Genomic DNA, 12,228 nt, shown 5'->3' with positions numbered 1-12,228 from the left:
TCTTAAATAGGCTATAATAGAAGGAAAAGGATGACTATTTTTAAGCAAGGCGGGGTTGATATGGAAAAACGTTACTATAAGCAATTTGATAGTGTGCGCTTTTTGGCCATGCTTTTTATTGTGAGCTATCATTATTTGACGCACCGCTGGCCGGGCGGTTTTTTAGCGGTGAATATTTTCTTCATTTTATCCGGTTTTTTTGTGACGCGGAAATTGGAGGAAAGTTATGAGTCGGAGGGCTCCATGCAATTGGGAAGCACTTTTCTCAGACGGCTGAAGACGTTGTTTTTGCCCATGCTGGTCGTTGTGGCGCTCTCTTTAAGCTATTTATTGCTTTTCCGTTTTGATTTACTGACCAATGCCTTAGGGCAAGTTTTATCTAGTTTCTTTTTTGTGAACAATTGGTATCAAATTTCGAGTGGGGGCTCCTATTTTGATGAATTTTTACATCCCTCCGTATTTACGCATTTGTGGTATTTAAGTGTTTATGCCCAGCTTATTTTATTTTGGCCCTTGCTGTACCGGCTGGCGCGGCCTTTTTTAGAGCGGCGGCGAAACCGGGCGATCGGGACTTTGGTCTTGACACTCGTGAGTGCCCTGCTCTTGGCGCTTTTCTTTCAGCCGGGAACGGATCCAACGCGGGTCTATTATGGGACCGACACGCGTTTCATGAGTTTTGGTTGGGGCGCCTTGCTGGCGATCGTTGAGCCTAGTGAGATGTTCCATGCGCAAATGGAACGTATTAGGCCTTGGTTGCGCGGCTTAGTGGCCCTGGTTCTATGCGGAGTACTGGTTATTTTAATGGCCACCTTGCCGGCGAATGCGACCTTTACCTATTATGGGGGCATGCTGCTGTTTGATATCATGGGCGTTTTGGCGGTGGCTTTTCTTTTGGAAGATCATTGGTTGAGCCGACTGCTGTCCTTTAAGCCGCTCGTGGCCTTAGGGCAGTGCACTTTCCTGGCTTACCTCTGGTACTATCCGATCTATATTGTTTTTTACATGGGTGCGAAGACACAGAATATTTTCACGCAAACTTTCCTGTTGCAACTCCTGCTCCTATATATTTTGGCGATTTTGACGCGCTTTGGCTTACAAAAAGCTAAAGATTTGCCCATCTTCCAGCCTAAACGGGGGGAAGATGGGAAGATTGCTTGGCAGGCAGAAGCTCAGCGGGCTATTGCGAAGACCACACCCTTACTGACCCGCATCCTCTTTTGGGTGTTTACGGTGAGTTTACTCCTCGGTGGGGTGGCCTTAGCTGTTGCCCCCAAGGCAGCCCGGCAAACGGACGCTACGAAGGCGGCCCAAGAACAAGCCAAAGTCAATGAGAGCAAGAATCAATCGGCTTTGAAAGCTAACCAAAAAGGCAAAACGGCTAATGAGAAAAAAGTGATGCAGGAGTTTTTGGACTATCAGAAAAACTTTGATAAGAATAAAAAAGCACTTTATGAACACATTAGTCCAGCCGAAGGAGCGCTGGCTTACCAGGAACCGATTACTTTTATTGGCGATTCCTTAACGCTTGGTATGTCACCGGCGATTCGAACGATTTTCCCCAAGGCTTATATTGATGCAGCGGTCGGGCGACACACGAATGATATACAAGTCGTGGCACAAGGGCTGGCAGAAGCGAAACAATTGGCTCCGAATGTGGTGATTAATATGGGAGCGAATGGTGGCTTTACGCTGGAGCAGGTGAAAACTTTGCTGGAGACGCTGGGGAAGGACCGGCAAATTTACTTGGTCAACACACATGTAAACCGCCCTTGGCGTGATGATGTTAATCGTATGTTGAAGCAGGCCGCTGAGGAGGCGGGAAAGCATGTGCATCTCGCCGATTGGGCCGGTTACTACCAAAATAATGTTCAGGCTGACTGGCTCACACCGGATCAGGTACATTTAGAATTTCCAGGTTACCGCGCTTGGCTGACGCTCCTGTTGCAAAGTATAAGCCAGGTTCACCAGGCACAGCTTGGTCATTTTGAGAAGGCTTATGACGAGCTGAAGAAGGAAGCTGACGAGGCTCAGGCGGATGAGGCTCAGACGAACGAGCAGACTACACCGATTAAGGAAGTCGCTGGCCAAGATGGCGCTGGCGATGAAACGCACGTCGAGCCTACTGATGGCGAAGGCCCCCAAACGCAGGGGCTGGAAACCAATGAACCCTAAGCTATTTCTAAGCCTCCAACGCTCTGTCGTTGGAGGTTTTTTAGTGAAATGAGGTCTGCACTATTTACAGTGGTAGTTGCTCTGACTAAGATAGCTGGCTGTATACTCGCCCCCGTCATCTGCTAAGAGCCTATTAGCTTGCTGGTTTTTAAAAATAAATAGAATTGCAGATCGGTGGGGTCATCGGCTTTATGTCAGTGTTTGCAGACCTTGCCTATTTTTCCGTTTTATATTATGCAAATAAGACGTGAAAGGGAAAAAGAGACATTCCGTAAGGTAAGCGTGCTTTAGAATCAGGCTTTTGCCAGCCCTCTAAAAGAGTCAACTCGACGGGGGCGAGCGGTGGCTTCGCCTCCTATTGTTTCGTTAGAAATCTAATGGGCTTATTGCTATAATAAACGAGTATGAAGAAATGAGATGTGAGGTGGGCTGATGGCAGCTGGGATCCGTGTAGAGGATATTTATTTTTCCTATGAACATGATGATGAGAAGGAGACGGGTGACTGGACGGTAGCAGGCGCCAGCTTTGAGATTAAAGCGGGCGACTGGGTGGCGATGATTGGCCACAACGGTTCGGGGAAGTCCACCTTGGCGAAATTAATTGATGGCCTGCTTGAAGCGGAAAAAGGAAAAATCATAGTGGATGGCTTGACCTTGAGCGCGGAGACGCTTTGGGATATTCGCAGTAAAATTGGCTTGGTTTTCCAAAATCCTGACAACCAATTTGTGGGGGCGACGGTGGAAGATGATGTGGCTTTTGGTCTTGAGAACCAAGGGCTGCCACGTCCTGAAATGCAGAAACGGGTCGCTTGTGCCTTGGAAGAAGTGGGGATGTCCGCTTTTAAGACGCGTGAGCCGGCTAATTTGTCCGGTGGTCAGAAGCAACGCGTGGCTTTGGCGGGCATTTTAGCCATGCAGCCAGAAATTATTATTTTAGATGAAGCGACGGCGATGTTGGATCCGGAAGGGCGTAGTGATGTGCTGGCTATTTTGAAGCGCATTAAAGCCCAGGGGGACATGACGATCCTCTCAATTACCCATGACATTAATGAGGCCGCGCTGGCGGATCAGCTCTTGGTGGTGAATCAGGGGCAGATTGTGGACCAAGGCGCACCGGAGACGATTTTCCAGCAGGGGGAGGCTTTGCTGGAGTTGGGCTTGGATGTGCCGTTTTCTGAGAAATTACGTCTCAAGCTGGCGGAGGCGGGGGGGCAAATTCCAGACGCCTATGAGGATGAGAGGGGGCTGTTGGACTGGCTATGTCAATTCGATTAAAAAATTTAGGCTTTGCTTACGGGGCGGGGACTGCTTTTGAGTCGTGGGTCTTGCTCGATGTGAACGTGACCATCCCCAAGCACCAGTATACCGCGATTATTGGCCAGACGGGCAGCGGAAAATCCACCTTGGTGAAGCACTTGAACGGCTTGCTCCTACCTGCAGCAGGTGAGGTTTGGGTAGACAGTTTTAAGGTTGTTCCGGGGATGAAGCAAAAGGATGTGGCCCCTTTGCGGAAGAAGGTAGGCATGGTTTTCCAATTTCCTGAAGCGCAATTATTTGAGGAAACGGTGCTTAAAGATGTCATGTTTGGTCCCATGAACATGGGGGCGAGTGAAGAAGAAGCTAAAGTTTTAGCAAAGCATGCGCTTAGGCAATGTGGCGTACCGGTCGACTTGCATGAGCGCTCCCCCTTTGACTTGTCCGGCGGGCAAATGCGGCGGGTGGCGATTGCAGGTATTTTGGCTATGGAGCCGGAGATTTTAATTCTGGATGAACCGACGGCGGGCTTAGATCCTATGGGCCGCGAGCAGATGATGGCTATGTTCTATCGTTTGTATAAAGAAGAAGGCTTGACGGTGATTTTGGTGACGCACCAGATGAATGATGTGGTGGCTTACGCCGATCATGTGGTAGTCATGGCGAAGGGCACTTGTGTCAAGGAGGGCTCGCCTAAGGAAATATTTGCGGATGAAACTTGGCTCAAAGAGCAGCAACTTGATGTGCCGGACACTTTGCAATTTGTACGGGCCTTTAATAAAAGAATGAAGCGTCCGCTGGCAGGCGATATTTTGACTTTGGAAGAATTGGCGGCGGCCTTGACCGCTTGGCAGAAGGAGGGGGAGCATGAAGGATAAATTTATCTTAGGCCGCTTTTTACCGGGCAATTCCTTCATGCATCGTTTGGATCCCCGCGTTAAATTGGTGGGCATGATGGTTTTATTAATTGTGATCTTCTTTGCCAACAGTTTGACGGCGTATTTTGCCATGCTGGGCCTAGTGGCTTTGATGATTTATGCGAGCGATATGGGCCTGGGCGTTTTTATTGGTGGCCTGCGTCCCATGCTTTTCCTAATTATTTTTACGGTCACGATTCAGCTCTTATTCACGCGCACGGGGACGCCCCTCTGGCAGTGGGGCCCGATTCTTTTAACGGTGGATGGCTTGGAGAACGCCTTCTTCATTTTCCTGCGCTTTCTATTGATTATTTTTATTTCCACGGTGGTGACGCTAACGACGGCGCCCTTAGCGATTACGGATGCTTTGGAAAGTCTCTTCAGTCCGGTGAAAAATATCCTGCCGGTTCATGAGATGGCCTTGATGCTCTCCATTTCCCTACGTTTTGTGCCGACGTTAATGGAAGAAACCGATAAAATTATGGATGCGCAAAGAGCGCGCGGGGTCGATTTTAGCCAGGGAGGCGTTATGCAGCGGATTAAAAGTGTGGTTCCTATTCTGATTCCATTGTTTGTGTCTTCTTTTAACCGGGCCTATGATTTGGCGACAGCCATGGAGGCTCGCGGCTACCGAGGTGGCGAAGGGCGGACGAAATACCGCAAACTGCAGTGGCAAGCCCGCGATACTTGGGCCATGGCCATTGTGGTCGCCGCAGCGGTGGGCATTGTCCTGCTGCGCTATGTGGCGGTGATTTAATGGCTCGGCAGACTTATCAACTGACGATTGCTTATGATGGCACGCCCTTTGCGGGTTTTCAGGTGCAGCCGGGGGAAACCACGGTGCAAGGGGAATTGGAACGCGCCCTTAAACTCATGAGTAAGGGGGAAAATATTCCCGTTGTCGGCTCGGGGCGAACGGATGCGGGCGTTCATGCCCGGGGGCAAGTGATTCATTTTGCTTACCCGGCCGACCTGCCTCAAGAAGCAATGCTCCGGGCCTTGAACAGTATTTTACCCACCTCCATTCGGGTTTTGGACGTTCAAAAGATGGAGAAGTACTTCCATGCCCGCTACCATGCCCAAGATAAAACCTACTGCTATCAAGTTAGCAAGGCGCCGGTCTTATCGCCTTTTGCCAGGAATTATGTCCTGCATCATCCTTACCGCACCGATTTAGCCCTCGTCGCACGCGAATTGGATACGCTCGTGGGAGAGCACAATTTTCAAAGCTTTTGCTCGACGAAAACCGATAAGACCAATTACGTGCGCACCATTAAAAAGGCACGTTTAGCAATTGGGGCGGACGGCAACTTTGCCTTTTGGCTGACGGGGAATGGTTTTTTATATCATATGGTTCGAATTATTGTAGGCACGGCCCTCCAAATTGGGGATGGCTTACGGCCGCCGGGGGAAATGGCCCGCCTGCTCGCCTTAAAAGACCGCACCGCCGCGGGACCAACTGCCCAGGCGCATGGCCTGTATTTAATGAAAGTGACTTATATGGATCAAGCCGCCCGCGCTGAAAAAACGGCCCGTTGGTTGAAGCAAATGCAAGCAAAGCAGGAAGATTAACGCTCGACGGATCGGGCGTTTTTATTTTTCCATAGAAAAAACGCCCACCAAAACGGCGGGCGTTGCCCTATTTTCTTGCTTATTTTTCTTCTTCCTGGGCCAAGGCAGCTTGGGCGAGGAGGTTGAGGTAGTGCCAAGGCCGGTCGAAGTTAGGTTGGAAGAGGAAGTCGACGTAGGCCAAGTCTTCAATCGTCATTTTATTTTGGATGGCAACCGATAACGTGTTGGCGGATTGGGTGATATCGTATTTGGAAATCAGTTGACCGCCGACGATACGGCCGCTGTCTTGTTCATAGACGAGTTTCATGTGCACCTTCTCATTCGTGGGCATGAATTCGGGTCGGTACCAGTCGCTGAAGGTGACGCTATGGGTACTGAGACCGAAGTTCTCGGCTGTATTATCAGCCACGCCGGTGGTTCCAATGGTCCAGCCGAAGAGCTTCAAGCCTGAGGTGGATTGGGTGCCGCGATACTTGACGCGGTCTGCCTTAATATTTTTCCCGACCAATTGACCCATTCGCACCGCATTCGTGGCCAAGGGGATGTAGGCGTGGCCGCCGTTGGGGTTGTAGTTGACGGCGCAACTGTCTCCCGCCGCGAAAATGTCCGGATCGGAGGTATGCATGTAGTCATCCACTTCGAGCGCTCCCGCAGCAGTCGTTTTCAAGGGGCCAAAGAGGTCGGCAACGGGTTTGAAGCCCACGCAAAGGACAGCCATGTCCACCTCAAAACTTTCCTTCTCAGTTTCAACGGCTCGGAGAATGTTTTGCCCATCCACTTTAAAGCCGGTAACTTTTTGGCCAAGGGCAAGGTCAATGCCGGCCTCCTTCATATCGCTTTCCAAGTGCTCGATGAGTTCGGTATCGAGGTACTTGCTTAGGATATGATTTTCGGCATCAATGAGGGTGACATCTTTACCGTCTTTTTGGAAGGCTTCGACCAGTTCCACGCCAATGTAGCCCCCGCCAATCACGGCGATTTTTTGCTTGTCGGTTTTATTTTGGATCAGGTTTTGGGCATGGTGGAAGTTTTTGCAGATCAAAAGATTTTCGGCGTCGAGGTGATCGAGGGGTGGGATAATGGGCCAAGAGCCGGTCGTCATCACCAATTTATCGTAGCTATCTTCAAATTCTTCGCCAGTTTTGAGGTCTTTAACTTTGAGGGTTTTGGCGGCTTGGTCAAGCTCGGTGACCTCGTGCTCCATATGCACATCGGCACCCAGAGCTTGCAATTCGTCCGGGGACGAGTAGAAGAGGCCATCCACATCTTTGACCGTGCCACCCACATAAAGGGCAATCCCACAGGAGAGGAAGGACACGTTGTCATTCCGCTCGTAAATCGTCACATCAATATCGTCATTTTCCGTTAACATCGTTTTTGCGGCCGCCGTTCCGGCATGCGTGCAGCCAATAATAATAACTTTCATCGGACACACTCCTTATCTCATGTTTGTATATTTTTTCACATTGCATAGACTATCTTAGAGTAAGTGAATAAAAATGCAAGCCATAACCCCTTTTTTAGCTACATTTTGTTGAAAGTTTACACTAGTCCGCTATCATTGGTTTTAATATTTTTAAAAGTTATAAATAAGGCGGCTGGCGATTCCTTTTTCTGCTCTTACCTTATCGTTTCATTTTCGACGCTGGGCTTGTTAAAATGAGGGCAGTAACGCATTATTTTGAAGGAGGCCAACATGAAAAGTCAAGCAGCTGTAGCGTTTGGACCTAATGATTTACGCTTTGTCGAAGTTGACGTTGCGGACCCTAAGGAAGGCGAAGTTCGCATTAAGATCGCTTATACTTCCCTTTGCCATACGGATATTTACACCCTTTCTGGTGATGATCCCTCTGCCATTTTCCCCTGCATTTTAGGCCATGAGGCAACGGGTATCGTAGAAAAAGTGGGTCCCGGAGTTACCAGTGTTCAGGAAGGCGACCACGTGATCCCTCTCTGGAAGCCAGAATGTGGGGAGTGTGAATACTGTGAGCGCGGTCTAAACTTCTGTAATGCCATCAGTGACACCCAAAGCCAAGGCCTCATGCCGGATGGAACCACGCGCTTCTCCTATGAAGGCGAGCCAATTTACCACTTCATGGGAACGAGTACCTTCAGTGAATACACGGTCCTCCCGGAAATTGCCCTTGCTAAAATTGCTAAAGACGTGCCCCTGGACGAAGCCTGCCTGCTCGGTTGCGGGGTGACGACAGGACTCGGTGCCGTTCGAAATGATGCCAATGTTCAGGAAGGCTGTACGGCCGCAGTTTTTGGCATTGGCACCTTGGGCTTAGCAGCAATTCAAGAACTTGTCCGGAAGCAGGCCAAACGGATTATTGCGATTGATATTGATGATAAGAAAGAAGCCCTGGCCAAGCAATTTGGGGCCACGGACTTCATTAATTCCAGTAAAATTGACCGGCCCATTCAAGAGGAAATTATCGACTTGACGGATGGTGGTGTGGACGATAGCTTTGTTTGTGTCGGCAATACGGACGTGATGAATGCGGGCTTAGAATGCACGCACAAGGGCTGGGGCCAATCCGTGATTATGGGGGTTGCTGCTGGCCAAGAGAAGATTAAGACGCGGCCTTTCCAATTAATTACCGGCCGTACTTGGCTGGGTTCATCTTTCGGTGGAGTGACCGGGCAAACCGGCTTGAAAGCCCTCATCGATGACTACATGGCTGGAGATATTGACCTAAAACCCTTCATCAGCCACCGGCTCGACTTTAAGGATTTGAAGCAAGCCATGGATTGGCAAGAAGCCGGCGAATCCTTGCGCGATATCTTGAGTTTTGACGACGGCAAAGGAGGCCAATAATTTGACTTGTGAGTGTCTCGAACAGAAAAAGGTGTGGGGCGGCCAGCAGTGCCGCTACCAGCATACTTCCACCAGCTTGGGCTGTGACATGGTATTTAGCCTCTACCTTCCCCCTCAAGCCCAATTGGGGCCGGTGCCCTTAATCTGGTGGCTGTCGGGTTTAACGTGCGATGACCAAAATTTCAGTACGAAGGCAGCCTTTCAACAAAAAGCAGCTCAATTAGGAGTTGCGGTGGTGATCCCAGACACCTCACCCCGCGGCGAGGACGTGCCGGATGCAGAGTCCTACGACCTCGGCCAGGGGGCGGGCTTCTACCTGAATGCGACGGCAGAGCCCTGGGCCAAAAACTACCAGATGTATGACTACTTGACGGAAGAATTACCAGCCTTGGTGGACGACCTCCTGCCCGCTGGGAAAACGAGCGAAAGTATCATGGGCCATTCTATGGGCGGCTACGGGGCCTTAATGCTCGGGCTGAAAAATCCTGAGCGCTTCACGGCAATTTCTGCCTTTGCGCCTATTAGCCAACCTACCATGGTGCCCTGGGGCCGGCAAGCTTTCTGCGCTTACTTAGGGAAGGACGAAGCTAACTGGACAGCTTGGGATCCGGTTGCCTTAGCCAAGACTTTAACTGAGGCGGCGCCGATTTTAATCACCCAAGGGACGGCGGATGAATTTCTTGATGAGCATTTAGCAGCCAATGCTTTCTTAGCTGCTTGCCAGGAGCAGCACTTGCCCATCACCTATCACCTAGAGGCTGGCTATGATCATTCTTACTATACGATCCAAAGCTTTATTCCTGAGCATTTGCGCTTCCATGCGAAAACATTTAAATAGCTAGCGACCACACGCGCTCGCCCACTTGAGGGCGGGCTTTTTTCAATAAAAGCAAGAAAATATTGTATCCGGAAGAAAAGCAAGAAATGTTTTTAATTGTTGTAATAAAGCCTGAAACCCGATTAGGCCGGTCTTTTTATAGCTTTATTGAAAATAATGAAAACAAAATTGCTGGCAAAAAGGGATAAAATGCTTGCCTTGGTCATATTTAGCTGCTACACTAGGATAACATTGTCAAAATTGTTCTAAGGTTTGAAAACAAAGGAGGACGAAAGATGAACAAGAAGAAAAAACGCACACTACTTGCAGGCTTATTATTGCTTTTCCTCGTGGTGACCGGCGGCTTGTATGCCTACTGGGGTGGTACGGTGGGGAATCCTAATCAAGCTAACGAAGGCCAGGAAATTACGATCGGCAAGGGACAAGATGTGCATACCGAGCTGAATGTGACGAAGGCCTTAAAAACAGCCGGAAAGAAACTCGTTCCCACGGGTAAAGTGCCGCTCAGTGTTGGCGGCAGCCAGGATAATGTCGATGTTTATGAAGCCACTTATACGGTGAAATGGGCTGAGAGCGGGGAAGACGCGACGATTAGCGCTAAGGACCTTATCGAAGGGAATTTAGTGGTTTCAGAAACCCATGAGATTGAAGGGGCCAGCGACTACGCTGACTTAGTTCAGGTCGAAATCACGCCTAGCCAGCAAAAAATGACGGCGGCTGGTGACCCAGTGACAGTGACGGTAAAGGTAACCTTAAAAGAACCCGAAAATAAGGCGGCCTATGACGCCATCGTGGGCAAAACGATTAAGGTTAATTTGAATTTCACCTTGGCCCAATAGGCGATGCCTGGTGGAAAAATTTTACCGCTATGGGAGCCTTTGCCTTAAAGGGCTCCTTATTTTGGCTTTGAGTACGGCCTTGGTGACGCGTTTTATGCCACCGCGAATTTTAATGGAGCGGCTGCCTTACAATTATTTTGTGATTAAAACGCCCTCCATGGCTCCCGCTCTAGAAGTTGGGGACCTGGTCGGTGTGAAGAAAGCTCAGCCGCCTTTTAAGGTGGGGGATATTTTAGTCGTTGAACCCCAGCCCGGCCTTTACGTTTCGCACTACTATGCGGCAGAGGTTCAAGATCCCACGGGTGAAGTGCGCTATAAGACCCATGCGTTTGGCCAGGACGAGAGGCGCCAGTGGGATCCCTGGGCCTTGCGTCCAGATCAGGTCTTAGGCCAAGTGTCGGGCCGCCTGCCTAAAATCGGCCGGCTGATTTTATTTTTACAAACGCCTTGCGGCTGGCTGGCCTTGGGCTTTGGCTTGGCCTTGTGGCTTTTGTATGAGGGCTTGACGATGGGAGAGGAGAAAAGTGAGGTGTGAGGATGACGAGGCAATTTTGGGGCTGGCTGTTGGCTTTGGGACTTTTAGGCTTAGGCTTGGCCCAGCCGGCTTATGCTTATTTTGGTGGCTTGCGGCCGGTGGACCCAGATTTAAATAGCGGGGGTGTGGTCGTGATTGGCCAATGGTACCAGGCAGATCCTGAGGACACGCAGCCGCCCAAAATTGTGACTTTTGATCCTAAAAATCCACCGACCTTTCCTTTAAAACGGGGCGATATTGTTTTAGTTCGGGATGAAAATGGCGAAACGACGGGAATTTACATTGTTTTAGGGGATGTGGCCCCCAACCAGCCTAATTTTGATCCGACTAAGCCGAATAATGATTGGGCTAGGCCCATGTCCTACGCCGAAGATACGCGAGACTATCGCTGGTACCATCACTACATGCGGGGCGATTATGTTTTATATGAAGGAAAGCTTTACCGGTGGAATGGGATCGTGAACCATAATCCGAATACGGTGAGCCAAGTCCGGCCTGGCGAGAGCAATTACTGGCAGCCAGCTTCCTTGCCGGCGGGGGTGTCTGATGTGAAAGACCTCTGGTATCGGCATAAAATTTACCTGGTTGGCGAGCGGGTTTGGTACCAGGGCGCTTGGTATGAGGCCATTTTATCCGGCCGCAGTGGCTATGAGCCGAGCCAGACGAAAGCCGGCGTGTGGAAGCCATTGGACCAGGAAGTCCCCCGGCGGCAGCCTCGGGCGGCAAGCCTACCAGACCAGGAAGCGATCGCTGCTTACCGCTGGTTCCATACCTATGAAACGGGCGACTATGTCCTATTTAAGGGCGAGCTTTACCAGTGGCAAGTCAAAGCGCCGCACCAGCCCCTCAGCGAGACCGAGGAAAAACCCGGTGACGGTGAGCGCTGGCAGGCTGTGACTTTGCCTCCTGGAGTGGCCAGTGTAGACGAGCTTTGGTTCCGCTACTTAGAGTATGATCTGGGAGACCGGGTGTGGTATGCGGGTGAATTTTATGAAGCCAAGCTGAAGCCTCAACCTGGCGTCCCACCGGTAGCTGACCCTGATGTTTGGACGGTGGTGGCAGCAGACGATCTTGAAGAAGATGAAGCCAAAGTGCCGCCAGCAAGTGAGCCTGAGGCTGAAGAGGGGCCTGTTGCTGACGATGCTGGCCGTCAGGACGAGACTGAAGCTAGCGAAAAGGATGAGTCGGCTTTACCTCCTGAAACGGACACTTTGCTTAAAAAAGAATTGGAGGAAACCTCGCCTTAGGCGGGGTTTTTCTTTACCTTAATTTAAGCATTA

Annotated in this window: 11 protein-coding genes; 10 read left to right on the top strand and 1 reads right to left on the bottom strand. The window is 50.3% G+C overall.

Features of this window, described 5'->3' with window-relative positions:
• Window positions 1-30: 30 nt before the first annotated feature.
• From WF803_RS03130 to truA, 5 genes are all read left to right on the top strand, one after another.
• Window positions 31-2,172: an acyltransferase family protein gene (locus tag WF803_RS03130; RefSeq protein ID WP_489611665.1), complete on the top strand. Its 2,142-nt coding sequence runs from the start codon at window positions 31-33 to the stop codon at window positions 2,170-2,172.
• Window positions 2,173-2,604: 432 nt separating this feature from the next.
• The gene (locus WF803_RS03125; protein WP_489611664.1) at window positions 2,605-3,447 is read left to right on the top strand and encodes an energy-coupling factor transporter ATPase; all 843 of its coding nucleotides are present in this window, start codon (window positions 2,605-2,607) and stop codon (window positions 3,445-3,447) included.
• Window positions 3,432-4,304 (top strand): energy-coupling factor transporter ATPase, encoded by an 873-nt coding sequence (locus WF803_RS03120; RefSeq protein ID WP_489611663.1) that lies wholly within the window; start codon window positions 3,432-3,434, stop codon window positions 4,302-4,304. The genes WF803_RS03125 and WF803_RS03120 overlap by 16 nt, the downstream gene beginning before the upstream one ends.
• Window positions 4,294-5,100, top strand: coding sequence for an energy-coupling factor transporter transmembrane component T family protein (locus WF803_RS03115; protein ID WP_489611662.1), 807 nt, complete (start codon window positions 4,294-4,296; stop codon window positions 5,098-5,100). The genes WF803_RS03120 and WF803_RS03115 overlap by 11 nt, the downstream gene beginning before the upstream one ends.
• Entirely contained in the window at window positions 5,100-5,915 is an 816-nt protein-coding gene (truA, locus tag WF803_RS03110) for a tRNA pseudouridine(38-40) synthase TruA (protein WP_489611661.1), read from the top strand. Before WF803_RS03115 ends, truA begins: the two co-directional genes overlap by 1 nt.
• Before the next feature lie 79 nt (window positions 5,916-5,994).
• Here the strand turns inward: truA and WF803_RS03105 are convergent, their stop codons facing one another.
• A complete protein-coding gene (locus WF803_RS03105) occupies window positions 5,995-7,341 on the bottom strand; it encodes an FAD-dependent oxidoreductase (protein WP_489611660.1) in 1,347 nt (448 codons plus the stop codon).
• Window positions 7,342-7,611: 270 nt separating this feature from the next.
• Here WF803_RS03105 and WF803_RS03100 point away from each other — a divergent pair, with 270 nt between their 5' ends.
• From WF803_RS03100 to WF803_RS03080, 5 genes are all read left to right on the top strand, one after another.
• A complete protein-coding gene (locus WF803_RS03100; RefSeq protein ID WP_489611659.1) occupies window positions 7,612-8,736 on the top strand; it encodes an alcohol dehydrogenase catalytic domain-containing protein in 1,125 nt (374 codons plus the stop codon).
• A 1-nt stretch (window position 8,737) separates the two neighbouring features.
• On the top strand, window positions 8,738-9,574 hold the full coding sequence (gene fghA / locus WF803_RS03095; RefSeq protein ID WP_489611658.1) for an S-formylglutathione hydrolase: 837 nt from the start codon (window positions 8,738-8,740) through the stop codon (window positions 9,572-9,574).
• Between the two features lie 275 nt (window positions 9,575-9,849).
• Window positions 9,850-10,413: a hypothetical protein gene (locus WF803_RS03090; protein WP_489611657.1), complete on the top strand. Its 564-nt coding sequence runs from the start codon at window positions 9,850-9,852 to the stop codon at window positions 10,411-10,413.
• A gap of 10 nt (window positions 10,414-10,423) precedes the next feature.
• Window positions 10,424-10,948 carry a S24/S26 family peptidase gene (locus WF803_RS03085; RefSeq protein ID WP_489611656.1) on the top strand — a complete coding sequence of 175 codons (525 nt, stop codon included), beginning with the start codon at window positions 10,424-10,426 and terminating at the stop codon, window positions 10,946-10,948.
• A gap of 2 nt (window positions 10,949-10,950) precedes the next feature.
• The gene (locus WF803_RS03080) at window positions 10,951-12,195 is read left to right on the top strand and encodes a hypothetical protein (protein WP_489611655.1); all 1,245 of its coding nucleotides are present in this window, start codon (window positions 10,951-10,953) and stop codon (window positions 12,193-12,195) included.
• Window positions 12,196-12,228: the final 33 nt, after the last annotated feature.

It is taken from the genome of Aerococcus sp. BD502 (assembly GCF_057919555.1).
The sequence above is the reverse complement of the archived record's forward strand: the minus strand, read 5'-3'. Positions and strand labels throughout refer to the sequence as shown.

What these genes read in the sequence shown, in the direction of transcription:
- WF803_RS03130 (WP_489611665.1), top strand. Translation starts at nt 31, where the DNA reads ATGACTATTTTTAAGCAAGGCGGGGTTGATATGGAAAAACGTTACTAT.
- WF803_RS03125 (WP_489611664.1), top strand. Translation starts at nt 2,605, where the DNA reads ATGGCAGCTGGGATCCGTGTAGAGGATATTTATTTTTCCTATGAACAT.
- WF803_RS03120 (WP_489611663.1), top strand. Translation starts at nt 3,432, where the DNA reads ATGTCAATTCGATTAAAAAATTTAGGCTTTGCTTACGGGGCGGGGACT.
- WF803_RS03115 (WP_489611662.1), top strand. Translation starts at nt 4,294, where the DNA reads ATGAAGGATAAATTTATCTTAGGCCGCTTTTTACCGGGCAATTCCTTC.
- truA (WP_489611661.1), top strand. Translation starts at nt 5,100, where the DNA reads ATGGCTCGGCAGACTTATCAACTGACGATTGCTTATGATGGCACGCCC.
- WF803_RS03105 (WP_489611660.1), bottom strand. Translation starts at nt 7,341, where the DNA reads ATGAAAGTTATTATTATTGGCTGCACGCATGCCGGAACGGCGGCCGCA.
- WF803_RS03100 (WP_489611659.1), top strand. Translation starts at nt 7,612, where the DNA reads ATGAAAAGTCAAGCAGCTGTAGCGTTTGGACCTAATGATTTACGCTTT.
- WF803_RS03090 (WP_489611657.1), top strand. Translation starts at nt 9,850, where the DNA reads ATGAACAAGAAGAAAAAACGCACACTACTTGCAGGCTTATTATTGCTT.
- WF803_RS03080 (WP_489611655.1), top strand. Translation starts at nt 10,951, where the DNA reads ATGACGAGGCAATTTTGGGGCTGGCTGTTGGCTTTGGGACTTTTAGGC.